Origin of the sequence: Nocardia sp. NPDC050713, assembly GCF_040654315.1 — a bacterium.
Taxonomy (GTDB): domain Bacteria; phylum Actinomycetota; class Actinomycetes; order Mycobacteriales; family Mycobacteriaceae; genus Nocardia.
This window is the reverse complement of the sequence record NZ_JBFAHS010000009.1, coordinates 121,029-145,521: the sequence shown is the minus strand read 5'-3', so window position 1 is coordinate 145,521 and position 24,493 is coordinate 121,029. Positions and strand designations below refer to the sequence as shown.

Genomic DNA, 24,493 nt, shown 5'->3' with positions numbered 1-24,493 from the left:
TACGCACCGACCTGTGTTCTACGACGAGGAGTGTTTGCATGGCACTGAGTGCCGGTACCAGAAGGACGGTGGCCTGCCTGCTCGTGGGTCTCGGCGCGTTGCTTATCGTGATGGCGCTGATGATCCCGACTTACACCGTCGACAAACTGGCCAAGACTCCTCTCGATCTCGAGATCACCACCATCGCGAACAGTCAGCAGGGCTCGGAGAGCCTCGTGCTCGACTCCAGGTCGCTGACCGCGCCCGAAGGCGCGGCCAAGGTGGACTCCAACGTTCCGCTGATCTCGCAGCGGTTCGTCACGGTCGAAGAGCCTTCCGACGCCACGGAGATGACGATCCAAGCAGGTCAGACTCTGCGTCGCATCGACAAGCAGGGCGACACCGGCCTGCTCACCGCCGTCGTCGACCGGGTGACCATCGACCGCAAGACCGGCATGCCGGTCGACAAGGAGCCCAACGGCTCCATCGCGACCACGGTCAACAAGGAAGGCGAGAGCATCGCCGATCCCGTTCAGCACACCGGTCTGCAGTACCGCTTCCCGATCGGCACCGAGAAGAAGTCGTACCCGTACTTCGACCTCAACGCGCGCGCGACCTTCGACATCGACTTCGTCGAAGAGACCGAGATCAACAGCATGAAGGTCTACCACTTCCGGCAGACCGTCCCGGTCACCAACCTGTGGGACGTCGTGCAGGCGCCGACCAACCGCCTGTCGCTGCCCGCCGCCAAGTGGGGCCTCGAAGGTGAAGAGCCGGTCACCATGACCCGCTTCTACACCAACACCCGTGACCTGTGGGTCGAGCCGCAGACCGGCACCGTCATCAAGGGCGGCGAGCAGCTCCACATTTTCTACGCGCGCAGCGGCGACAAGCCGGACGTCACCGCGCTGAAGTCGAACATCGTCTTCGACGAGAACACCATCGAGTCGCAGATGTCGGTGGCTCAGGACAACATCGACCGTCTGTCGCTGTACGGCCGCATCATGCCGATCGTGCTCGGTGTGCTCGGCGTGATCCTGGCGATCGTCGGCGTGATCCTGGGTATTCGCGGCGGCAACGCTCCCGCCCCGGCCCGCCCGGTCCGCGGTGGCAACCTGCCGCCGAGGGGTTCGACCGCTCCCCCGAGCGGTGGTGCGCCGCGCGGTGTGGACGACGCTCCGACCGAGCAGATCAACGTGAAGAAGAACCTCTGAGTTTCAGCGGTTGCGCGAACGGCTCCCCGGCCTGATCGGCCGGGGGGCCGTTTTCGTTCGCGAACACCGAATCCCGGCCGGTTCCGCTGGGCGAGTCGCCGAGCGCGAAGTTCGTGCATTGCCGAGCCGTGGGATCGGAGCGACCCGGGCGCGCTCGATCGGGCGTCTCGGGCTCAGTCTGTCGCGGGCTGGGATTCGGCGGGCTGCGTGTGGGTGGCGGTGCGTAGGACGACGACTGCGACCACGAGCGTGGTGGCGGCGGCGACGGAGACGGCCGTGATGATGAGGGATGGGACCGAGCGGGCGAAGGAGACCATGAGGGTGACCTCGATGGCGAGGCCGAGCCAGGTGACGGCTGCCATGGCGGTGCGGTCGACGGCGATGGCGGAGAGCATGGCGCCCTGCAGCACCGCGAGGATGGCGCCGTGCAGGGCGAACAGCCAGAGCAGGCCTTGGATCGGCGCGTAGTCCTGGCCCGCGAGCAGCGGGGCGATCGGGGCGGCGAGGGCGGCGCACAGCACCGCGACGATGCCGATGGCGGAGAGCACGGCGAGAGCGTCGCGGATGGCGCGGGCGGAGTGGGTCGGCTGGGCCATTCGCGGATAGAGGACGACGCCCACCGCCTGCGGCAGCCAGAACGCGATCTTGGTGGCGATGGCGCCGAGTGCGTAGCGACTGGCGTCGACCTCGTCTAGGACCATCCGCACCACGATCAGGTCGGCCGACGACAGCGCCATCAGCGCGGCCTGCACCTGCGCGGCCCGCAGCACCGGGAGCACGCCGACGATGTGTCCGCCGGGTTCGTCCGCCGCCGTCGGCGCACCGGCCAGCACACGCGCGAAGATCGCCGCCGCGACCAGTCCGAGCGCCGCCGCCCACAACGCCGCCCCGGCCCCGCCGCCGAGCGCGAGCACGACCAGCGCGGGCGCCACCCGCGCCACACCCGCCGAACCCAGGACCACCGCGAGCTCGCGGAAGCGCCTGCCGCCCTGCAAGATCCCCTGCTCGCCGGAGAGCAGGACCAGCGCGGGCGCGGCGCCCAGCGCACCGGCGCACGCGACCAGGCCTACGTCCAGCGCGACCGTCACCACGGGAACCAACAGCGCCGCCACCACCGCGACGATCAGCGCACACCGCCACTGCAACCCGCGCAGCGCCGACACCTCGGCCCCGCGCACCCGCTCGCGCGCCACCACGTTCTGCAACGCCAGCGCGGGCACGGCACACAACAGCTGCACCGCGAGCAGACTCGCGAACTCGCTGTACCCGGTGACGCCGAGCCACCGCCCCGCCAACAGTTGCAGCAGGTAACCGGCGACGTTGGCGGTCATCGCCCCCGCCGTGACCAACGTCAGGTCCGCCACCACAGGAGGACGACGAACCACAGACATCCCGCAATCGTCCCACCCAATCCGAAACATCTGCGCGCGGCCCTGGTGCGAGCGGCCCACGCCCCGCTCCCATAGCCCCTCAGTCGCGCTGACCATGCCCCGGACCGGGGCCTGCTGGGCTCGGCGAGCTGCTCGCGTCGTGCTGCACCTCGACCCTCCGATCGCTCGGTCCTTCGTGCGCCACGGAGCCGCAGACACTCGCGCGCCTTCCGAGTGCGGCGCCCGCCCGCCAGCCTCGGACGCCGAGCCGGATACCGCACCCGCCGTCGAACACCGCGGCTGGGGCGGCTCGGCCGACCCGCCGATTGCTTCGAAGCAGCCCGGCACGGTGCCGACAGGACGGGCGCGGGCGGGCGTCGTAGGGTTCTGGGTCGTGAGTGACGGCGGTGCGGGACTGCGGACGCGGATGGTCGCGGGCGGGTTCTGCGCGGTGCTCGTGGCGGTGATGGTGGGGCCGCTGTTCGGGCCCGGGTACCTGCTGTTGCGGGATGCGGTGAGCACCCCGCGGTCGTATCTCACCGAGTCGGCCCTAGGGCTCGGGGATTCCGCGCCGCGGGCCGTTCCGCAGGATGCGCTGCTTGCGGCGGTGTCGCCGCTGGTGGACGGCGGATTGATCGTGAAGGCCATCCTCGTTCTCGCGCTGTGGGCCGCCGGGTATGGGGCGGCGGTGCTGGTGCGGGAGTTGTCGCGCGCGCCGCTGCCCGCGCAGCTGGTCGCGGTGACGGTGACGCTGTGGAACCCGTACGTGGCCGAGCGGCTCTTGCAGGGGCACTGGAGTCTGCTCGCCGGTTACGCGGCGCTGCCGTGGACGGCGCTGGTGGCGTATCGGCTGCGGCTTGCGGCACAGCAGCGAACCGACGCGGCGACGGTGGGCGCGTGGGCCGGGCTGGCGGGCTGTTTCGCGGCGGCCGGGCTGACGCCGACCGGTGCGCTGCTCGCGGGCGTGACCGCGCTGGCGACGGTGCACCGTCGTCATCTCCTCGGCACGCTCGTCCTGTTGGCGGCGGCATCCGCCCCCTGGTTGACCGCGACGGCGCTGTCCGGCGCGGGCGCGGAGCCCTCCGACCCCGCGGGCATTCCAGCCTTCGCCGCGCGTGCCGAACCCGGGCTCGGCACGCTGGGCTCGCTGGCCGGTCTCGGCGGCATCTGGAACGGCGGAGCCGTGCCGGATTCGCGCACGACGCCGCTGGCACTGCTCGGCACCGTACTGCTGCTGGCGATCGTCGTCACCGGCGTCCGCGCTGTCGCCACCGTCGAGACCGGCGGACACGAGAGCCTGCGCATTCGTCGCGCCCTCTTGGCGCTGGCCGTCGCAGCCGTCGTGCTGCCCGCGCTCGCCGCGACCGGCGCGGGGATGGAGGCGATGGAGTGGTTGGTGGTCAATGTGCCTGGGGCGGGACTGCTTCGGGACACGCAGAAGTACGTCGCGCTGGCCGTGCCCGCCTACGCCCTGTGCGCGGCGGCGGGTTGCACCGCGCTCACCGCTCTCCTCAGTCGAGCGGAGGGTGTCGCCGAGGGGCTTGCCGAGCGAGGCGACGAAACAGCACCCGCACCAGACCCTGGCGAGCGGAACGGCAAAGCGTCCCAGCCAACCGACCCCCGCCATCCGAGCGGCGAAAACCTCTTGGCCGCAGCACCCTCTGGAGCTACAGGCATCGAGCCGACCACCGAAAGAGAACACACCGACCGGAGTGACGAAACCACGGGAACAGCAGGCCCTACCGAGCACACGCGCGAAATACACTCGGCCGCAGCGGAACCGACCACAATCCAACGCGGAACACTATTGACCGCAACGGCATTCATCGCGTTCCTCATCCTCCCCCTGTTCGACCTCTCCTGGGGCATCGGCAACGCCCTTCGCCCCGTGCACTATCCCCCCGCCTGGCACAACGTCGCTCAACTCATCACAACCCCCGGCGACATCGCGGTCCTTCCCGGCGGTATGTTCCGCAAATTCCCCTACTCCGGCACCGCTCCCGTGCTCGATCCCGCACCCCGCATGCTGCCCAACGACGTGCTGCAAACCGGCGAGCTCCCCGTGCGCGGCCGCACGGTATCCGGTGAAGGCACTCGTGCCCGTGATGTGGAAACCCTGCTTCTGCACGGCGGTTCGGCCCAGGATCTAGCGAGACTCGGCGTCGAATGGGTCTTGGTCGAACGCACCACCCCCGGCCCCCTCGGCGAATCGAAAACCACACTCGTCCAATTGGATCCGATCTATACCGACGACCAGCTCGCCCTCTACCGAGTCCCGGGCCCCGAAACCACCGCTTCGCCGCAGAACCACCGCGGAATCGCGATCGCCGCACACATCCTTTGGGCGACACTACTGATCGGCGGCCCCGCACTCGCCCTTGCCGCTCGACGCGCGTCCCGCGCGAAGACTTAGGCCCTGGCGCGCGACGTACCTATGCGCGCAGGGTGCGCAACCTCAATCTGTGGGCGCCGCAACCAATCCCGATACGTGGCCGCCGCGTGACACCGTCGCGAGCACCTCGTACACACCGTTCCCGGTCTGCTCCCAGGAGAACTCCCTGGCCCTCGCGCGCGCCTTCTCTCCCATCACGCCGCGCGCCGCGGAATCCTCGAGCAGGTCGCCGACGGCGGTGGTGAGCTGGGCGACGTCGTCGACGAGCAAGCCGGTGACGCCGTCGACGATGGAGTCGGTGAGTCCGCGGGAGCTGCGGTAGCCGACGGTGGGGACGCCGTGCTGGGCGGCCTCGATGACGGCCAGTCCCCAGCCTTCCTTGCGCGAGGGCAGCACGTGCACCCAGGCGCTGGCGAGGAGTTCGTGTTTGCGGCGTTCGTCGACGTGTCCGTGGAAGGTCACGGCGTCGTCGATGGCCAGCTCGCGGGCGGTGGCCTGGAGGTTCTCGGCCCACCAACCACCGCCGACGACGTCGAGGCGCAGGCCGGGGATTCGGTCGCGCAGCCGGGCGACGGCCGTGAGCGCGTCTTCGATCTGCTTGTGCGGCACGAGCCGCGACAGCACCACCACGCGCGGTTCGGATGTACGGGTCGTCGCGGCGCCGGTCGGAGCGTCGGCGGGGACAGGTTCGGCCCCGTTGCGAACCACCGCGATGCGCGAGCGGTCCACACCGAGGGTGGCCAGCTCCTCCGCCGAGGGCAGCGACACGGTCAGGTACTGGTTCTCGCGGTGCACCCGCGGCGATAGTCGCGATTCGATCCACCAGCCGATCCGCCCGACCAGCCGACCGGCGACCGGCCACTGCTCCCGATGCCCGTGGTGCACGAGCACCACCGAGGGCGCCTTGGTCGCGGTGGCCGCGAAGAACGGAATGCCGTTCTGAGTGTCGATCACCGCGTCGGGCCGCACCCCGCGCAGCGGTCCGATGCCGAACCGGCCGAGGACGATGGCGGCGAGCGCGCGCGGGTAGACGGTGTAGCGTCCGCCGCCGCGGCTGATGTCTATGCCGTCGACGTGCTCCCGCTTCGGCGCACCCGGGTAGCGGGCGGTGCGCAGCGTGACCTTGACCCCTCGGGCGGCGAGCTGCGCGCCGACCTGTTCCAGGTACCGTTCGCTGCCGCCGCCCTGCGGGTGCCCGGTGTCACGCCAGCAGAGTAGGAGGACTTCGCGCACGGTGGAGCTTCTCTCGGTCGGTGGGTCTCGCCGGGGGCCGACGGACATCGGGCTACACAATAACGGGCACAGGCGGACGAAGTGGGGTAATAGTCCGCGCACCGCCGGAGCGCATGCGAAGGTTCGCACAAGGTCATCGGTCAAGGGCCCTATCCGCCCATCCTGGCACGTCACCGCCGATTCGAAGCGATTTCCACGAATTAGTCTGAAACATGCTCATTTCACAGCCTGATGTGGATACCCTCGCGCCACCCCCGATTTTCAGGGGCAGGCCGGCCGAAGGCGGACCGGCCATCACGATGAGGAGAACACCATGAAAATCGCACGGACGAGGACCGGCGGCGGCACCGGAAACGGCGGCGACCTCGACGGTCTGCTCGGCATGATCCTGGCGCTGATCACGTCGTCCACCTCGACCGGAAGCGGCGCGAGCAGCGGCGTCGGCTGAGCCGCCCGAAGCGGTGGTCCGGTGCGCGCGGCGCCGGGCCGCCTTCGCGCCGCGCCAACCCTGGCGCTACCGCAACCGTCCGACCCCGCGCCGCCACAGCCCGCCACCCCGAGCGCGACCCACCTGCTGCCCTGCGACGACCAACCGACGGCCCGCCCCGGGACAACCCCGACGCCACCGCACCCGGCCGCCACCGAGCCTGAGCAAACCCACGAACCGGGCACGCGACGCCCTGTGCGAAACTCGGCGCCGTGCTGAGAGCCGAAATCACACCGTCCGACGCGCCCCGATTCGCGCGACGCGCGACGCTGCGCCGGTCGCTGCGACTACTCGGCAGCTTCCGCTTCGAACAGACCGACCCGGCGCGCTTCTACGGCGGTCTCGCCACCGACACCGCCGAGATGATCGGGGATTTCTACGCCGACATCGCGGGAGCGGACCTCGCGGGCACCACGATTCTGGACGTCGGCGGCGGCCCCGGCTATTTCGCGGACGAATTCGCCAAGACCGGCGCGCGCTACATTCCCGTCGAACCGGACCCCTCGGAGATGCACGCCGCGGGCCTTTCCGTCGCGGGCGCCGTGCGCGGCTCCGGCATGGCGTTGCCCTTCCGCGACAACGCGGTCGACATCTGCTTCTCCTCGAACGTCGCCGAGCACGTGCCGCAGCCGTGGGCGATGGCCGACGAGATGGTCAGGGTGACCCGCCCCGGCGGACTGATCGTGCTCTCCTACACCGTCTGGCTCGGCCCGTTCGGCGGACACGAGACCGGACCGTGGCACTACCTCGGCGGCGAGTACGCCGCCCGCCGGTACCGCCGCAAGCAGGGCAAGGAACCGAAGAACCGGTACGGGAAGTCGCTGTTCGCGGTCCGCGCCTCCGAGGGATTGCACTGGGCGGCAACGACTTCGGCCGACGTGCGCACGGTCTTCCCGCGCTATCACCCGCGTTGGGCCTGGTGGCTGGTGCGCGTGCCCGCGGTGCGCGAGCTGGCCGTCAGCAACCTCGTGGTTGTCGCGACGAAATCGGCCTGACCGACTACTGCTTCGCGAGCCAACCGCGGCGCCAGCGACGGCCACACGGCCCGTCCTGCTCCCACGGCGATTCCTGAATGGCCAGCCCGACCGTCTCCAGGGTGGTCAAGCCGACCTGATCGGCGAGGATTCCGACGACGGCGACCGCCTCCGCGGCCTGCATCGCCGCCGTGGCCTGCTCGATCGTCAGCGTGCGCCCCGGTAGAAAGGACACCACCCAACCGCCCGAGCCGACACTCTTCGCCTGGTGTTCGGTCTGATCGCTGGTCATCAACGACCGGCCGATCACTTGCACCGCCATGACACGTTCACCCCAATTACGGTCTCGGATCAATGCCTGCTCGGCCGAAGCCGGTTCGGCCGGAAAACGCGGGAGGGAGCTGGTGAGTAGCTACAGCATCCACTGTCCAGCAACAGAACGCAATAGTGCGTTCTCGGCAAAAGCGAACCGACAGGTTGGAATTCGACCAGGTCAGAGGGGTGCGCCGGGAATAAACTGAAACAGGTTACAGACAAGCGGGCGACAAAATTGTAACGTGTTCTCATGCATTACGACAGCTTGTTCATCGGCGGCCGCTGGACCGCGCCAGCGGGCACCGAACGCCTTCAGGTCATCTCACCGGCCACGGTCGAGCCGGTGGGCAGCGTCCCGGTGGTGGAGCGGGCCGACGTCGACGCCGCCGTCGCCGCCGCGCGCCACGCCTTCGACCACGGACCGTGGCCCGCCACCCCGCCGCTCGAGCGCGCCGCGGTGCTCACCAGGGCCGCGCGCCTGATCGAGCAGCGTTCGGCCGATCTGCTCGCGACGCTCACCGCCGAGATGGGCGCGCCGCAGATGATCGCCATGACGCTCAACCAGATACCGGCCACCGCGGCACTGGACGCGTATGCCGCACTGGCGCAGACGTTTCCGTGGCAGGAGACGCGCGTCGGCGGCTTCGGAACCACGCGGGTCACGCGCGAACCGCGCGGCGTCGTCGCGGCCGTCACCGCGTGGAACGTGCCGCTGTTCCTCGCGGTCAACAAGCTCGCGCCCGCCCTGCTCGCGGGATGCACGGTGGTGCTCAAGCCCGCTCCGCTCACCCCGCTGACCGCCAACATGGTCGCCGACATCTTCACCGAGGCCGGTCTGCCCGAAGGCGTGCTCTCGGTGCTGCCCGCGGATGCCGAGGTCGCCGAGTACCTGGTCTCCCATCCCGGGGTCGACAAGCTCACCTTCACCGGCAGCACCGCGGTCGGCCGCAAGATCGGCGCCATCGCCACCGGACAGCTCAAGAGCGTCTCGCTGGAACTCGGCGGCAAGTCCGCGGCGATTTTGTTGCCGGACATGGATCTCGCTGCGAGCATGCCGATGCTCGCGTTCTCGGGTCTGATGAACAGCGGCCAAGGCTGTGTCGCGCAGACCAGGATCCTCGCCCCGCGCAGCCGCTACGACGAGATCCTCGACGCGCTCGTCGAGCACGTGCGCACCCAGAAGACCGGCGACCCCACCGACCCGTCCGTCCAGTTCGGCCCGCTCATCTCCGAGCGCCAGCGCGAACGCGTCGAGGGCTACATCGCCAAGGGCAAGGCCGAGGGCGCGCGCCTGGTGCTCGGCGGTGGACGGCCCGCCGATCTGGACCGCGGCTGGTTCGTCGAACCGACGATCTTCGCCGACGTCGACAACAAGTCGACCATCGCGCAGGAGGAGATCTTCGGCCCGGTGCTCTCGGTGATCCCCTACGAGACCGAGGACGAGGCGATCGCCATCGCCAACGATTCGGCGTACGGCCTGGCCGGTTCGGTGTGGACCACCGACATCGAGCACGGCGCCGAGATCGCCGCGCGAGTGCGCACCGGGACCTACGCGATCAACTGGTACGCCTTCGATCCGACCTCGCCGTTCGGCGGCTACAAGAACTCCGGCCTCGGCCGCGAGAACGGTCCCGAGGGACTCGACGCGTTCTGCGAGCAGAAGTCGCTGCTGATGCCGCTCGGCTGGACCGGTTAGGCGTCCTCCGCCTGCGCTCCGGCCGGATTCGACCGGTGACACGGGGGCGAGCCACTCGGCTCGCCCCCGGTCAGTTGTCGGGCATCACGACCCGCAACGCCGCCGTGTCCTCCGGACCCGGCCGCATATGTTTGTCGACGACTTCGACCCGCCAGCCGGGCGGCAGCGCCTCCTGCAACCGTCCCGCGGCGCGGCGCAGTGGCGTGCTCGCCGCCGCCAACTCGACGCCGGTCACCAACGGGGTTTCGGACGCGTCCCACTCCAGATCGGTCATGCTCCAACCACCTCTCACGCGTCTGTGCGTCGCTCGCCCGGGGCGCCGGGGCCGCGACGGCGATAGGGAAGTAGTTCCTCCGTTCGGCTCGCCAAAGCATCGGCGCGCCGAACGGTTGTGAAGCCGATATCGAAGTCAGGATAGGCCAGCACCGGCAAACCTCTCGCACCTGGGTGGAGCGAGCGATCAGCGGCGCAGCGAACGGCGATATCCGGCGGGTGTCGCGCCGGTCGCGGCGCGCAGATGGGTGCGCAATGCCGTGACGCTGCCGAAACCAGCTTGCGCCGCAACGACTTCCACGGGCAGATCGGTGGTCTCCAGCAATTCGCGCGCCCGCGCGGTGCGCTGCGCCTCCAGCCAGCGCCGCGGCGTCGCGCCGACCTCGGCCTTGAAGCGCCGGATGAAAGTCCGCTCGCTCATCAGGGCATGCCGAGCCAGCGCCGAAACATCCGGGGCTGCAGCGAGATTCGCGGCGGCCCAGGCCAAGGTCGCGGCCAGCCCCGACGTACCGGCGCCGGAACGCCCCAGCGCGTCCGGAATATATTGCGCCTGACCACCTTCCCGGTGCGGCGGCGTCACGTTCCACCGCGCGAGTTCGGCCGCGAAGCCCGCGCCGAGTTCGCGGCGCACCAGGTGCAGGCACAGGTCGAGGCCCGCGGACAGACCGGCGGAGGTGAGCACATCGCCGTCGTCCACATACAGCGCGCCGGGGTCGAGCCGGACCGCCGGGAACAGCTCGGCGAACTCCGCGCAATACGCCCAGTGCGTGGTCGCGGGCCGCCCGTCCAGCAGGCCCGCCCCGGCCAGCACGAAGGCGCCGACGCAGATGCTCACCATGGTCGCGCCACGCTCGGCCGCCGCCCGCAGCGCGTCGACCACCTCGGGCGACGGAGGCAGGGTTGGCAGCCCGATGCCTGGGACGACCACGATCTCGGCCTCGTCGAGCAGCTCCAAGCCGTGGTCGACGCGCAGGTCGAAGCCGTTGGGCGTCCACACCGGTCCAGGGCGCACACCGCAGGTCCGCATCTCGAAGCCGCGACCCTCCCCGGTCTTGCCGGGTCCGTGCCGGAAGGCCTGGACCGCGCAGGCGAGGTCGTAGGTCATGACGCCGTCCAAGGCGAGGGCGACCACCTGTTTCACGCCTTCAGTTTGGCATGAATCGGAGCATGGCTGTCATTCACGCCACTGGTTGCGGCATCGGACGGCCGGTTCACTGAAAGTCGTCGAGACGAAGGAGGTCGGCGTGCGTGCGCCAGCAGAAGACAACCGAGCGCCAGCGGGCATGGACTGGAACTGGGCCACGAAAACGGGTGGCGCGCTGACCGGCCGCCAGCGCCGACAGCTCACCGGCAAGCTGGCCACAGCCCTGCCGGGCATCATCGCGGGGCAGGTCCGACTCGCCCTCGGCCGCCGCGGCGCGGGCCGCGTCGATTTCACCGACCTGCGACTCCCTGACTCCCGGCTGGCCCGCGCCGCGGAAAACGAAGCGCGCGAATGCCTTACACCGCACGTCCTCGAACACTCCTACCGGAGCTACTTCTTCGGACGCGCACTCGCCGAACTCGACGGCGTCCGCTACGACGACGAACTGGCCTACGTGTCGTGCCTGCTACACGACCTGAACCTCGAACACCCCACGCCGGGACGATGTTTCGCGGTCACGGGCGCGGAGCGCGCGGTCGGGTTCGCCGAAGGAGCAGGCGCGACACCCGAACAGGCGCAGACCATCGGCGCCGCCATCGCCGCTCACCTGACCATCGGCGTCGCCGACCGGCCGGACGACCTGGGTCTGGTCTCCGCGGGCGCGGGCGTCGACGTGCTCGGTCTGCGCATGGCCGACCTCGCCCCCGACTGGGTGGCCGAACTACTGCACCGCCATCCCCGCCACGACTTCAAGCGCCACATGATCGCGGCACTGCGTGCCGAGGCGACCGCCGTTCCCGACGGCCGCGCCAAATGGCTGCTCTCCGTAGCCCAATTCGCGCCACTGATCCGGCTGGCACCATTCCCGGAGTAGCAGGTTCGCACCGAGCAGGCACAATCGCCCGCGCCGAAAAACGCGATCGCCCGCACCGAAAGACGGTGCGGGCGATCGCGAAAGAGAATCAGCCCAGGCGCTGCTTGAGCGCCTCGAACTCGTCGCGCACGCCCGAAGGCAGCTTGTCGCCGACGAACTCGAACCACTCCTCGATCAGCGGGATCTCCTTGCGCCACTCCTCGGCGCTCACCGCGAGCGCCTCGTCGACGTCGGCGGGATCCACGTCCAGGCCGTCCAGGTCCATCTGCGCCGCGGTCGGCACGTGGCCGATGGCGGTCTCCTCGGCCTGCGCGGAACCCTCGATCCGGCCGATGATCCACTCCAGCACGCGGGAGTTCTCACCGAAGCCGGGCCACAGGAAGCGGCCGTCGGCGCCGCGACGGAACCAGTTGACGTAGAAGATCTTCGGCAGCTTGGCCGCGTCGGCGTTCTTGCCGACGTTGATCCAGTGGCCCAGGTAGTCGCCCACGTGGTAGCCCATGAACGGCAGCATGGCCATCGGGTCGCGGCGCACGGTGCCGACCTTGCCCTCGGCCGCGGCGGTCTGCTCGGAGGAGAGCGTCGCGCCCATGAACACGCCGTGCTGCCAGTCGAAGGACTCGGTGACCAGCGGGACGGTGGTCTTGCGGCGGCCGCCGAACAGGATCGCCGAGATCGGCACACCCTGCGGGTCGTCCCACTCGGGGGCCAGGATCGGGCACTGCGACATCGGGGTGCAGTAGCGCGAGTTCGGATGGGCGGCCAGCGTCTCCGTCTCGCGGTGGTACCAGTCGTTGCCCTTCCAGTCGATCAGGTGATCGGGCTCGCCTTCCAGGCCCTCCCACCAGACGTCGTTGTGGTCGGTGAGCGCGACGTTGGTGTAGACGGTGTTGCCCGCCTCGATGGTCGCCATCGCGTTCGGGTTCGACTGGCGGTTGGTGCCCGGCGCGACGCCGAAGAAGCCGAACTCCGGGTTGACCGCGTACAGGCGGCCGTCCTTGCCGAAACGCATCCAGGCGATGTCGTCGCCGAGGGTCTCCGCGCGCCAGCCGGGAACGGTCGGCTGGATCATCGCGAGGTTGGTCTTACCGCAGGCGCTGGGGAACGCCGCGGCGATGTAGTAGGCCTTGTTCTCCGGGGAGATCAGCTTGAGGATCAGCATGTGCTCGGCCAGCCAGCCCTCGTCGTGCGCCATGGCCGAGGCGATGCGCAGCGAGTAGCACTTCTTGCCTAGCAGCGCGTTGCCGCCGTAGCCGGAGCCGTAGGACCAGATCTCGCGGTCCTCGGGGAAGTGGGTGATGTACTTGGTGTCGTTGCACGGCCACGGCACGTCTTCCTGGCCCTCGGCCAGCGGCGCGCCGACGGAGTGCAGGGCCTTGACGAACGGCTTGTCGGCGCCCAGCTTCTCCAGGGCGGCGGTGCCCATGCGGGTCATCACGCGCATCGACACGACGACGTACTCGGAGTCGGTGAGCTCCACGCCCAGCTTGGGGTCCTCGGCGCCGAGCGGGCCCATGCAGAACGGCACCACGTACATGGTGCGGCCCTTCATCGAGCCGCGGTACAGCTCGGTCATGGTGGCGCGCATCTCGGTGGGGTCGACCCAGTTGTTCGTCGGGCCCGCGTCGGCCTCGGTCTTGGAACAGATGTAGGTGCGGGACTCGACCCTGGCCACATCCGTCGGGTCGGAGAGGGCGAGGAAGGAGTTCGGCTTCTTCTTCTCGTCCAGCTTCTTGAAGGTGCCTGCGGCCACGAGCTGGTCGGTCAGCCGTTCCCACTCCTCATCGGAACCGTCCGCCCAGACCACGCGGTCCGGCTGAGTGAGTTCGGCGACTTCTTGTACCCAGGCGAGTAGTTCGCTGTGCTCGGTCGGCGCCTGGCCGTCGGATCCACGAAGACCAGGAATGGTCGCTGAGGTCATGAAAACTCTCCTGAGATGGGCGGCGGTTCCGATGCTTCGCCGCCTGGCCCAAGGCCCATGACCAGCGCGAACACACCGAGTGCCACCGTTGGCGGGAAGGCAACCCGCTACGACCAGTCGAAAGCGCGCCCCGGCTGGACGGCGGACGAGGACGAAGCGGACGCCCAGGTTCCTGCTTAGAGGTTAACGCGGTGTGACGATCGGTACGGAATCGGGTTCCTAACTAACTACCCATTCGGTTGCCTATTCAACAGGCACGATGTGCCGATCGAGGATGGTGATATCGCGTTCACAGGCCGCCAGCTGGCCCGGCTGCTCGGCCGCGGCGCGCCGAATCCGCGCCTCGAGTTCGGCCACCCGGCGGTCGGTCTCGACGATCCGCGCGGCGCTCGCGCGCACCACGCGATCGGCCAGTTCGGTCTCCGCCTCCACCAGCGCGGTCGCCACCCGCTGTTCTAGCTGGGCTTTTACGTTGACGAGCGCGTCGGCGACCCACTGCCGCACGTGCGCGCGGTCGGCGACCTGCCGTCGCGCCCGCACCACCCACCAGGCGACGAGCGCGCCGAGCAGCAAGGTGACGGGGATGCTCGTCACATCCAGCGCCGGGACCAGCGACAGCGGCGCGACGAGCAGCCTGCCGAGGCCGACGCCCGCCGAAGCACCCAGCGCGATCATGAGGTGATCTTCGACACCCCGGTGCCTCGGCTCCGGGTCGGGGCCGACCCGCGGCGCCGGGTCCCGCCTGCGGTGCGGCGAGAGGTCGGCGCGGCCCGCGCCGTCCAGCTGGTGCGCCAGCTCGGCGAGCCGGTGCTCGATGCTCGCGTCCACCGCGCCGGTCAGCTCGGTCACGGACTGTTGCAGCCGGTCGGGGTAGTCGCCGAGTTCGGCGGGACGCAGCCGGTCCAGCTCGGTGCGCGCGGCGGTGTGCAGCGCCCTGACGTGTCCGCCGACCTCGGTCATCAGGTCGACCCGCGCGAGGTGCAGCTGGCCGCGCAACGTCGACATGGCCGTGGCACGGCCGCCGTCGCGGCCCGCGAGCAGCGTGGCGCGCTCCTCGCGCCAGCGCGCCGGTTCCGCGCCCGAGCGCAGTGCGGCGACCTGCTCGACGACCCGCTTCCTGGTGTCGGTGAGCACCCGGGCGAGCACGGCGCTCAGCCGCTCGCCGCCGGACGCCTCCGCGCCGGCCGCCGCGGCGGTCAGCTCGGCGTGCAGCGCGGTCAGCCCGGAGCGGTCGATCAGTCCGGCGTCGCCGCCGGTGCGTCCGGCGACCGCGAGGCGCGCCGAGACCGGGAGGATGTCGAGATCGTCGAAGCCCTGCCCGGCGAGCAGTTCGAGATTGTGCGAACGCACCGTGCGCCAGTCCTGGTAGGCGTGCACGCCGTTCATGACGAGCAGGATCTTGGTGCCGTCGGCCCGCAGGCCCCGCACGACGTCGAGGGTGTCGGTGCCGAGGCTGGTGCCCGCGTCGAGCAGGATCAGCGCCACGCCCGATGGCGCGCCGCCCGCGGGGGCGGTGGATTCGACGGCCGCGTTCGCGTCGGTCATGGGATCGGTGAGATCGATGCGGGGTTCGAAACGCGCCAGCTCAGTGCGCAAGAGGGTGGTGTTGGCGTCGTCGGGTCCGATCAGAGCGACCGTCGAGGCGGTTCCCGCGCCCCGCACCGCCTTCAGCAGCGCCATGCCCTGCGGGTTCCAGCGCGCGACCACCGCCTCCACGTCCGACGACAGCGGTTCCGGCGGCGCCGGATCCGGTCGATCAGAGTCCGGCACTGCTCATTCGCTCCCATAGTCGGATGTATCCGTTGTGCACCCGCAGCGCCGAGCGGCGCGCCACCGGCGGCATGTCGCTGGCGACCACGGCGCGCCAGCGGGCCGCCCTGTTCAGCGCGTCGTCGGCGTCGGCGGGCGCGGGCGACGGGTAACCCGCGGCGAGGTGCGCGACCGAGGGATTCGCCAGCCCGGCGCACAAGGCCAGCCACATCGCGTCGTCGCCGTAGAGGTAGTCCTCGAGGATGTCCCTCGCCGGTCCGGCCTCGCCGGGGACCGCGCGGGCGGCCAGCCGGGCCAGCTCGTCGAGCAGCTCGCCGCCGCGCAACGCGGAGACCTGTTCGTAGCGGCGGTGCAGCAGCCGGTGCAGCGCGTCGATGCCGCTCGCGGCGTGCAGCAGTTGCAGGATCGCGTGCGGGCTCAGCTCGGGATCGTGACGCAGGGCGCTCAGCGCGCAGGTGACGCCGTAGAGCTCCCAGCGATGCAGCAACTGCTCGCGTTCGGCGACGTCGGGGCCCGCGGTCGGCGAGACGAACAGGTCCGGCGAGAGCGTCAAGGCGGGGTCCGCGTCGGCGGCGAGCCTGCGCAACGTCGCCATGTCGGCGTCGGTGACGGCGCCCGCCCTCGTGCGCACCGCGAGCGCGGCGACCACCGGCAGCGTGAGAATGCCCAGCTCCCTGGTGTACTGGTCGGCGGCGGCCACCGCGTCGCCCCAGCGCGAGCCGATCGCGTCGGCCTTGTTCAACACCACCACGGTGCGCTCGGGCGGCAGCTCGGCGAGCACCCGGCGATCGGCCGGCAGCGGCGCGCCCGCGAGCACGTAGACGACGATGTCGGCGTCGAGCACCGGATCGGGCGCGCCCGGCTCGTCCACCGGACCGGTCTCCGCCGCCGACATCAGCGCGAGCGCTTGCAGCACCGTGGTCCGGCCCGCGTGCGCGCGCCCGGTCACCTGGATGCGCGGTGGCCTGCGCCAGGCGTTGACGGCACTGTTGGCGTGATGACCGATCGCGGCGGCCCGGCCGCCCACCGACTGCAGATCGACGAGAAGCCGATCCAGCTGGTCCTGTTCGCGCGTGGGAACTCCCCGCTCACGCATCTGCCCGTTGAATTCGGTGGCCGTCGGCATGGCTGCACACCCCCTTGTCGACGCGCAATTCTGTCAGACATACGCGGTTCTGTCAGATACAGCGCCGCTACCGGTCAGGAGCCCGCGAAGTATTTGTTGGCCGCGCGAACCGCCCAGCTCGGGGCGTACTTCGCCGCGGCGGCGAGCAGCTTCGCCTGGGTACCGATCTCGTAGTGCACCCTGGGCAGCCGCGGACGTTTGCTCGTCGCCTCCCAGATGCCGTCGGCGACGTCGTCGGCGGTCAGCCGCACGCCGAGCGACTTCGTCGTCCCGGTGCTCATGCCGTCCACCATCGCCGTCGCCACGAACAGCGGCCAGACCGCGATCACCCGGATGTCGTGCCGCGACCATTCGAGATCCAATGCCTCCGTGAGGCTTTTGACCGCCGACTTGGTCGCGCCGTAGCTGGCGAGTTCGGGCTGACCGTAGATCGCCGACGCCGAGCAGAGATTCACCACCTGGGCGCCCCTGGTGTCGCGCAGGTACGGAAAGGCGTGGTGCATGCCCGCCAGCACGCCGCCCAGGTTCACGTCCATGATCGTCTGATGGGTGCCGAGGTCGATGTCCTCGAAACGGCCCGCGCGCAGGATGCCCGCGTTGTTGATCAGGATGTCCAGCCTGCCCGTCGCCTCGTGGAACTCGGCGAGCCGCTCGGTCCAGTGCGTGTTGTTCGTCACATCCAGCACCCCGGTGCGCACCCTGCCACCTGCGGCGTTGATGTCCGAGGCAAGCCGGGAGAGTCCGACCTCGTCGATGTCGTAGGCCCCGACGTGGTACCCGTGCCCAGCGAAAAGCAGTGCCGTGGCCCGGCCGATACCGGCCGCCGCACCGGTGATGAACACGGTCGGTGAACTCATGACGGCAGTCTAGTGCCGCCGTCGACCCCTGTTACCAGGGTTCACACAGATGGCGGGCGTCACTTACTCTGCACTTGTGGTCGGCACCATAGTCGGTGCGCAGCTTCGCTTTTCGAGCGGGTGCGACGGCCCGTCGAGGAGGTTGCGATGACCGTCGACGCCATCGGTGTTGTCGACAGCGAAACGGGGCCCGTCGGCCACCGGTCGACCCGCGGCGCGCAGGCGCTGCTGCCCGGCGACAAGCCGCTGTTGCCGAGCGCGGACCCGTTCTACCGGGCGCCGCGCGGATTCGCCTCTCGGCCACCGGGGACCATCCTGCGTAGTCGCGCCATCGACCTCGCCCTTTTCGGCCTTGTGCCACAACAGGTTTCGGCTTGGCAGTTGCTCTACCGCAGCAACGATCTGCACGGTTCGCCCGAGGTGGCGGTGACCACCGTGCTGCTGCCCGACGGCGCCGACCCGTCCGAGGACCGTCCGCTGCTCGCCTTTCAGACCGCCATGGACGCGGTCACCGAGAAGTGTTCGCCGTCCTACGCGTTGCGCCGCGGCTCCCGCGCGATCGGCGCGGTCACCCAGCTGGAGTGGCTGCTGGTCGCCAACGCGCTGCGCCGCGGCTGGGCGGTCTCGATCGCCGACCACGAGGGACCGCACGGCAACTTCGGCGCGCCGCGCGAACCCGGCTATCGCGTGCTCGACGGCCTCCGCGCGGCGCTGCACTTCGCACCGCTCGGCCTGCACGGCGACACCCCGATCGGCGTCTGGGGCTATTCCGGGGGCGGTATGGCCAGCTCCTGGGTGGTGGAGATGGCGCCGACCTACGCGCCGGAGCTGAACATCGCGGGCGCGGTGCTCGGCGCGCCGGTCGGCGATCCCGAGCAGGTGTTCACCCGGCTCAACGGCGGCCACTTCGCGGGTCTGCCCGCCATCGTCATCGCCGCGCTGCACCGGCTCTACCCGGCCCTCGGCGCGGTGATCGACGAGGAACTCACCGACGAAGGGCTCCGTTTCGTCGCCACGGCCGAGACCTCGACGCCGCTGGGCGCGATCCTCGCGCTCGCGGGCAAGAAAATGGACGACTTCCTGCGGCGCCCGCTCGCGGAGATCCTCGCGGCGCCCGCGTTCCAAGACATGTTCGACGACCTGCGCCTCGGCAACTCCACCCCCACCTGCCCGCTGCTGGTGCTGCAACCCGTGCACGACCAGGTCATCCACATGGACGGCGTGGACGGTCAGGTCGCCCGCTACCGCAAGGGCGGCGCGAAGGTCACCTACGTGCGCGACCGGCTCAGCGAGCACTTCTCCATGCTGCCGATGGCCACCCCGATCAGCCTGGCCTGGCTCGCGGACCGGCTGGCGGGCGAGCCGCCGACGGGTGATTCCGACACCACCGTGTGGTCGGTGCTCGCCTCCCCGACCGGCCTGCGTGGACTGCTGGAAATGGCGAGCACAACGGTGAAGGTCGTGCTCGGGCGGCCACTGCGGCAGGAGACCCCCACCGCACCGAGGATCGTCGCCGAAGTCGCGGCCTGACCTCGCGATGACCGCGCGGCCGGGGTTCGATTGCCGTGCTGTTCGCCGGATGCTGGACAATGGACGCCGTGAACGACGCCGCCAACCACACTGTCGAGTCGGTTCCGGGCAGGCCGTCCACAGCGTCGGCCCCGCTCGAAGCAGGCAGACGATCGCCGACCGGCTCCCGCCTGTACCCGCGGGTGACGAGCTTCCGCTCGCGCCGGGGCGCGCTGACCCCGAACCAGCAGGGCGCCTGGGATCGCATGTGGCCGAAGATCGGCCGCGAGGTCTCCGACGCGCCGCTGGACGCCGCCGCCTGGTTCGGACGGGAGGCCCCGCTCGTCATCGAGATCGGCTGTGGCACAGGGACTGCCACCGCCGAGATGGCGCAGGCCGAGCCGCACCTGAACCTGATCGGGATCGAGGTGTACCAGCCGGGTCTGGCCCAGCTGGTGCAGCGCATCGAACGCGAGGGCATCGACAACATCCGATTGCTGCGCGGCGACGCCGTCGACGTGCTCGAGCACATGATTGCTGAGCAGTCGCTGACCGGCGTCCGCGTGTTCTTCCCCGATCCGTGGCCGAAGGCGAGACATCACAAGCGGCGCCTGCTGCAGCCCGCCACCCTCGCGCTCATCGCGAGCAGGCTCCGACCGGGCGGTGTGTTGCATGTCGCGACCGACCACGCGGGTTACGCGGAACACATCGCCGAAGTCGGCGCCGCGGAACCGCTGCTCATCGGCCTCAACGAGGTCACGGGCGGTGTCAGCGCGGACAACAGGGCCACCGCTCCGATCGGCTTCGACCGCCCCGTCACCAAGTTCGAAGGCAAGGCACATCGAGCGGGAAGCGCCATCACCGAGTTCATATGGGGCAAGATCGAATGATGAGCGAGCGCAGCGAGCGACCCATTAGCTCAGTCGTCACGGCAATCCCGGTACGAAGCCTCCCGGAGGTATCGGGCAGGCCGGAGCCGAGAGTCGGCGAGGCGGAGGCATGAGCGAACGCAGTGAGCGAATCATGTGCCAGCGCGCCTCGCGCATGCCGGAGCCGAGCGCTAGCGAGGTGGAGGCATGAGCGTGAGTGAGATGGCCCACGAGGTGGTCGACATGTCCGCCGAGGTCGGCGGCGCCGGATCGGAAGGTCTCGGCGGCGCCGCGCCGGATGTACGCCGGGTTCTGCTCGTCTGGGACGCGCCCAATCTCGACATGGGTCTCGGCGCGATCCTCGGCGGTCGCCCGACCGCCGCGTACCGCCCGCGGTTCGACGCGCTCGGCCGCTGGCTCCTAGCGCGGACAGCCGAGCTATCGGTCGGCAGTTCGACCAGGGTCGAGCCCGAGGCCACCGTCTTCACCAACATCGCGCCCGGCACCGCCGACGTGGTGCGCCCGTGGGTGGAGGCGCTGCGCAACGTCGGCTACGCCGTGTTCGCCAAGCCGAAGGTCGACGAAGACTCCGATGTCGACGCGGACATGCTCGCGCACATCGAATTGCGCAGCCGCGGCGCGGGACTGGCCGGCATCATGGTCGCCTCCGCGGACGGCCAGGCTTTCCGCGAACCGCTCGAACGGTTGGCCGCGCGCGGAATTCCCGTTCAGGTGTTGGGGTTCCGCGAGCACGCGAGTTGGGCCGTAACATCCGATACGCTCGAATTCATAGATTTAGAGGACATCCCTGGCGTGTTCCGTGAACCGCTGCCAAGGGTGAGCCTCGATTCGCTGCCCGACGAGGGCGCTTGGCTGCAGCCGTTCCGGCCGCTGTCGGCGCTGCTCACCTCTCGCCCCGCCCAAGGAGTCGCTTAGTGTTCACACGCTGGGGCGATCTGGTCTACCGGCTGCGCTGGGCCGTCATCGGCATGGTCTGCGCGGCCCTCCTGGCATTGGGAGGCTACGGCCTAGGCCTGGAACACCACCTCAGCTCCAGCGGATGGGACGACCCGACCTCGGAATCCGCGCAGGCCGCGCGGATCTCCGACGGAGCTTTCGGGCGCGATCACAACAGCGACGTGATCCTGCTCTACACCGCTCCCGACGGCAAGACGATCGATGACCCGCAGTTTCGCGACAAGATCGTCGACAGCCTCAACCGGCTGCCGAAGGAACACCCGAACGAGATCGCCAAGGTCAACGGCGCCTACTGGCAGACGGAGACCGGACCTGGCGTTCCGCTGACCTTCGGTTCGAAGGACAAGAAGTACACCTTCGCCTCCGTCGCCATCGTCGGCGACAACGACACCGACATGGTGCGCAACTACCGGAAAGTGAAGGACGTCTTCTACATCGAGGGCGTCGACGTGCAGGTCACCGGCCTGCAAGCGGTATCGGGCACGCTCAACGACACCATGGCCGCCGACCAGAAGCGCATGGAGATGCTCGCCATCCCGGCGGTCGCGGTGCTGCTGTTCTTCATCTTCGGTGGTCTCGTCGCGGCGGGTCTGCCGCTGGTCGTCGGCGGTCTGACGGTGATCGGCGCCAACGGCATCATCATGTTCCTGACGAAGTTCACCGAGGTGAACTCGTTCGTCTCCGGCGTCGTCTCGATGATCGGTCTAGGCCTCGCCATCGACTACGGCCTGTTCATCGTCAGTCGTTTCCGCGAGGAACTGGCCGAGGGCTACGACACCCGCGCGGCCGTCCGGCGCTCGGTGATGACGGCGGGCCGCACGGTCGTGTTCTCCGCGACCATGATCATCGCCAGCCTCGGCGGCATGCTGCTGTTCCCGCAGGGCTTCCTGAAATCCGTCGCCTACGGCACCATCGCGACCGTCTCGCTGGCCGCGCTGACCGCGATCACCATCCTGCCCGCCATGCTGGGCGTGCTCGGCAAGCGCGTGGACATGCTCGGCTTCAAGCGCTTCCGCAAGACCAAGACCGCGGAGGAAGTCGAGAACGGCTTCTGGGGCAAGACCACGCAGTGGGTGATGAAGCACCCGCTCAAGATCGCCGTGCCGATCTGCATCGGTCTGCTGCTGCTCATCATTCCGGTGAAGAACCTGGCCTTCGGCGGCATCAACGAGCGATACCTGCCGCCGGACAACAAGACCCGCGTGGCGCTGGAGAACTTCTACGAGGTCTTCCCGCTGCGCAAGACCGATCCGGTGCAGCTGGTGATGGTCTCCGACGACAGCGCCGCGGTCGGCAAGGTGTGGAAGCAAGCGAGCGAAGCGCCCGGCCTCACGGGCAAATTCGAGGTGCCCAGCCGGTCCACCAGTGATCCCGACGTCTACCGGACGAGCGCGACGCTGGAGGATTCGGAGAACGCCGACCCGACCATCGAGTACCTGCGCTCGATGGAGATGCCCGACAACGTCCAGCTCTACGTCGGCGGGCAGCCCGCCATCCAGAAGGACAGCATCGACGCGCTGCTCGACCGCATGCCGTTGATGATCGCGCTGGTCATCTTCGTGACCACGCTGCTGATGTTCCTGACCTTCGGCTCGCTGGTGCTGCCGATCAAGGCCGCGCTCATGAGCGCGCTCGGCCTCGGCTCCACGCTGGGCATCCTGACCTGGATTTTCGTCGACGGTCACGGCGCGAGCCTGCTGAACTTCACGCCGCAGCCGATCATGTCGCCGGTGCTGGTGCTGATCATCGCGGTGATCTACGGCCTGTCCACGGACTACGAGGTATTCCTGCTCTCGCGGATGGTCGAGGCGCGCACCCAGGGCGCGTCCACCACCGAGGCGGTCCGCGCGGGCACCGCGCACACCGGACGCATCATCACCGCCGCTGCGCTGATCCTGCTCGTCGTCGTCGGCGCGTTCGCGTTCTCCGATCTGGTGATGATGCAGTACATCGCCTACGGCCTGATCGCGGCGCTGTTCATCGACGCGACCATCCTGCGCATGCTGCTGGTGCCCGCCACCATGAAGCTGCTCGGCGACGACTGCTGGTGGGCCCCGGCCTGGATGAAGCGCATTCAGGAGAAGATCGGCCTCGGGGAGCCGATTCTGGACGACGAGCGGCCGGGCGGCGGCGAGGTCGTCGACCTGGTGAAGACCACGCCGATCACCGATCCCGTGACGATGCAGATGCCCGCGGTGTCGGAGGGAAAGCAGCCGCGTACGCCGCGGCGGGTGCGGACGATCGAGGAGATCGAGGCGGAGGCGCCTACGCAGAGTATCGATTCGATTCCGGTCGCGAAGAAGGGTTCGGCCGGTAGTTCGGTCGCGCCACGTGCCACGACTTCCGGGGCGCACTCCGCGCCTGGGGCACCTCGGTCCGCGACTTCCGGAGCGGCCGGTGCCTCGATTCCCGGAGGGCAGTCGGTGACGCCGCGCGCTGGGACTTCCGGAGCGCACTCGGCCGAGTCCGGCACGCCGGGCGTCATAACCCCTGGGGCACAGCCGGGTTCGGCCGCCGTGCCAGGAGCCGCATCTCCCGCAGCGCAGCCGGGTACGCCCCGGCCTCGGACGTTCGGTGCGTACTCCGCCGAGTCCGCCACGCCTGGCGCCACACCCACTGGCGCACAGTCCGGTTCGGCCGCCGAGCCGGGCACTGGTTCTCCAGGGGCGCAGCCAGCTGGAGCGCAGCAGGCTACGTCTGGGACGCCCCGGCCCAGGACTTTCGGCGCATTCTCTGCCGAGTCCGCCACGCCGGGTGCCACAACCCCTGGCACACAGTCGGGTTCGCCTGCCGCGCCGGGTAGCGGGATCCCTGGGGCGCAGACAGGGTCGGCCATTCCGCGTTCCGGAACCTATGGGGCACATGCGGTTTCGCCGACCACGCCGGACGCCACTGCTCTTGGAGCGCATTCGGCGTCGCCAGCTCCGGGCGCCGAGACTCCCGAGACGCAGGCGGGTTCGCCCGCTACACCGCGTTCCGGTGCTCCGAGTCCGCACGATCCGACCCGGCCGCGCGCCAGTTCGCTCTCGGGACTGCCGGATCCGAACCCGGGCAGGTCCGCCCAACCGACGCCGACAGAGCCCCCGCGGCCGCGAGCCGTGCCGTTCGCGACGGATCGGGCCGGGACGATCGATGACGCGACGCGACCGATCACGTCCGCGGGCGCCACGGCGCGCAGCCACACGTCCGGCACGGACCCGGGCCAGCACGGTGCGAGCGCCTACGACCCGACGATCGGCGCGGCCCACTCGGCGCAGACGAACCACCACACCTCATCCGGCACAACGGGTTCCGATCAGCCCGCCCACACCCCTGCCCACCACGCGGCGGACAACGGCGCGCCGGAGAACCCGAACGACAACCGCACCAGTATCGAGAACTGGATGGCCGAACTCCGCTCCTCCCGCCGCCGGGTCGCGGATTCGGACGAAGGCCGCCACCACAGCGGCGACGGCCGCTCGGTCAGCGTGAACGAGCTCCTCCGCCGCCACGACGAGGACTGAACCCTCCGG

Annotated in this window: 19 protein-coding genes; 10 read left to right on the top strand and 9 right to left on the bottom strand. The window is 69.7% G+C overall.

The annotated features are described in order from the left end of the window. The first annotated feature begins 38 nt into the window (after positions 1-38). Positions 39-1,193 (top strand): DUF3068 domain-containing protein, encoded by a 1,155-nt coding sequence (locus AB0H49_RS18625; RefSeq protein WP_357252921.1) that lies wholly within the window; start codon positions 39-41, stop codon positions 1,191-1,193. A gap of 173 nt (positions 1,194-1,366) precedes the next feature. On the opposite strand, the gene AB0H49_RS18620 is transcribed toward AB0H49_RS18625, so the two are convergent. Then, positions 1,367-2,584, bottom strand: a complete 1,218-nt coding sequence (locus AB0H49_RS18620; protein WP_357252918.1) for a polysaccharide biosynthesis protein — start codon at positions 2,582-2,584, stop codon at positions 1,367-1,369. A 406-nt stretch (positions 2,585-2,990) separates the two neighbouring features. Here AB0H49_RS18620 and AB0H49_RS18615 point away from each other — a divergent pair, with 406 nt between their 5' ends. Beyond that, positions 2,991-4,976: a hypothetical protein gene (locus AB0H49_RS18615; protein ID WP_357253161.1), complete on the top strand. Its 1,986-nt coding sequence runs from the start codon at positions 2,991-2,993 to the stop codon at positions 4,974-4,976. 42 nt (positions 4,977-5,018) lie between these two features. Here AB0H49_RS18615 and AB0H49_RS18610 read toward each other — a convergent pair whose 3' ends face one another. After that, on the bottom strand, positions 5,019-6,188 hold the full coding sequence (locus tag AB0H49_RS18610) for a glycosyltransferase family 4 protein (RefSeq protein WP_354998496.1): 1,170 nt from the start codon (positions 6,186-6,188) through the stop codon (positions 5,019-5,021). Between the two features lie 313 nt (positions 6,189-6,501). Here AB0H49_RS18610 and AB0H49_RS18605 point away from each other — a divergent pair, with 313 nt between their 5' ends. Together AB0H49_RS18605 and AB0H49_RS18600 are read left to right on the top strand one after the other, a co-directional pair. Further along, positions 6,502-6,636 (top strand): hypothetical protein, encoded by a 135-nt coding sequence (locus AB0H49_RS18605; RefSeq protein ID WP_354998495.1) that lies wholly within the window; start codon positions 6,502-6,504, stop codon positions 6,634-6,636. Positions 6,637-6,887: 251 nt separating this feature from the next. Beyond that, positions 6,888-7,670, top strand: coding sequence for a methyltransferase domain-containing protein (locus tag AB0H49_RS18600; RefSeq protein WP_354998494.1), 783 nt, complete (start codon positions 6,888-6,890; stop codon positions 7,668-7,670). 4 nt (positions 7,671-7,674) lie between these two features. Here the strand turns inward: AB0H49_RS18600 and AB0H49_RS18595 are convergent, their stop codons facing one another. Beyond that, on the bottom strand, positions 7,675-7,971 hold the full coding sequence (locus tag AB0H49_RS18595) for a hypothetical protein (RefSeq protein ID WP_357252915.1): 297 nt from the start codon (positions 7,969-7,971) through the stop codon (positions 7,675-7,677). Between the two features lie 243 nt (positions 7,972-8,214). On the opposite strand from AB0H49_RS18595, the gene AB0H49_RS18590 reads away from it, so the two are divergent. Beyond that, positions 8,215-9,660, top strand: coding sequence for an aldehyde dehydrogenase (locus tag AB0H49_RS18590; RefSeq protein WP_357252912.1), 1,446 nt, complete (start codon positions 8,215-8,217; stop codon positions 9,658-9,660). A gap of 70 nt (positions 9,661-9,730) precedes the next feature. On the opposite strand, the gene AB0H49_RS18585 is transcribed toward AB0H49_RS18590, so the two are convergent. Both AB0H49_RS18585 and AB0H49_RS18580 read right to left on the bottom strand, forming a co-directional pair. Further along, positions 9,731-9,934 (bottom strand): hypothetical protein, encoded by a 204-nt coding sequence (locus tag AB0H49_RS18585; RefSeq protein WP_357252909.1) that lies wholly within the window; start codon positions 9,932-9,934, stop codon positions 9,731-9,733. A gap of 186 nt (positions 9,935-10,120) precedes the next feature. Further along, positions 10,121-11,074 (bottom strand): helix-turn-helix domain-containing protein, encoded by a 954-nt coding sequence (locus AB0H49_RS18580; protein WP_354998490.1) that lies wholly within the window; start codon positions 11,072-11,074, stop codon positions 10,121-10,123. A 142-nt stretch (positions 11,075-11,216) separates the two neighbouring features. Here AB0H49_RS18580 and AB0H49_RS18575 point away from each other — a divergent pair, with 142 nt between their 5' ends. After that, complete coding sequence (locus tag AB0H49_RS18575; RefSeq protein WP_357253158.1) at positions 11,217-11,951, top strand: phosphohydrolase; 735 nt, start codon at positions 11,217-11,219, stop codon at positions 11,949-11,951. An 88-nt stretch (positions 11,952-12,039) separates the two neighbouring features. On the opposite strand, the gene AB0H49_RS18570 is transcribed toward AB0H49_RS18575, so the two are convergent. The 4 genes from AB0H49_RS18570 to AB0H49_RS18555 all read right to left on the bottom strand — a co-directional run bounded on the left by AB0H49_RS18570 (position 12,040) and on the right by AB0H49_RS18555 (position 17,625). After that, positions 12,040-13,872 carry a phosphoenolpyruvate carboxykinase (GTP) gene (locus AB0H49_RS18570; RefSeq protein ID WP_357252907.1) on the bottom strand — a complete coding sequence of 611 codons (1,833 nt, stop codon included), beginning with the start codon at positions 13,870-13,872 and terminating at the stop codon, positions 12,040-12,042. Positions 13,873-14,115: 243 nt separating this feature from the next. After that, positions 14,116-15,642 (bottom strand): hypothetical protein, encoded by a 1,527-nt coding sequence (locus tag AB0H49_RS18565; RefSeq protein WP_357252904.1) that lies wholly within the window; start codon positions 15,640-15,642, stop codon positions 14,116-14,118. Next, entirely contained in the window at positions 15,629-16,768 is a 1,140-nt protein-coding gene (locus AB0H49_RS18560; RefSeq protein ID WP_357252901.1) for a hypothetical protein, read from the bottom strand. Before AB0H49_RS18560 ends, AB0H49_RS18565 begins: the two co-directional genes overlap by 14 nt. A 74-nt stretch (positions 16,769-16,842) precedes the next feature. Next, positions 16,843-17,625, bottom strand: coding sequence for an SDR family oxidoreductase (locus AB0H49_RS18555; RefSeq protein ID WP_354998486.1), 783 nt, complete (start codon positions 17,623-17,625; stop codon positions 16,843-16,845). 147 nt (positions 17,626-17,772) lie between these two features. On the opposite strand from AB0H49_RS18555, the gene AB0H49_RS18550 reads away from it, so the two are divergent. From AB0H49_RS18550 to AB0H49_RS18535, 4 genes are all read left to right on the top strand, one after another. Beyond that, positions 17,773-19,155, top strand: a complete 1,383-nt coding sequence (locus AB0H49_RS18550; protein ID WP_354998485.1) for a lipase family protein — start codon at positions 17,773-17,775, stop codon at positions 19,153-19,155. 59 nt (positions 19,156-19,214) lie between these two features. Next, positions 19,215-20,024, top strand: coding sequence for a tRNA (guanosine(46)-N7)-methyltransferase TrmB (trmB, locus tag AB0H49_RS18545; RefSeq protein ID WP_357252897.1), 810 nt, complete (start codon positions 19,215-19,217; stop codon positions 20,022-20,024). A gap of 186 nt (positions 20,025-20,210) precedes the next feature. Further along, positions 20,211-20,939 (top strand): NYN domain-containing protein, encoded by a 729-nt coding sequence (locus tag AB0H49_RS18540; RefSeq protein WP_354998483.1) that lies wholly within the window; start codon positions 20,211-20,213, stop codon positions 20,937-20,939. Then, a complete protein-coding gene (locus AB0H49_RS18535; RefSeq protein WP_357253155.1) occupies positions 20,939-24,484 on the top strand; it encodes an MMPL family transporter in 3,546 nt (1,181 codons plus the stop codon). Before AB0H49_RS18540 ends, AB0H49_RS18535 begins: the two co-directional genes overlap by 1 nt. The last annotated feature ends 9 nt before the right edge of the window (positions 24,485-24,493 follow it).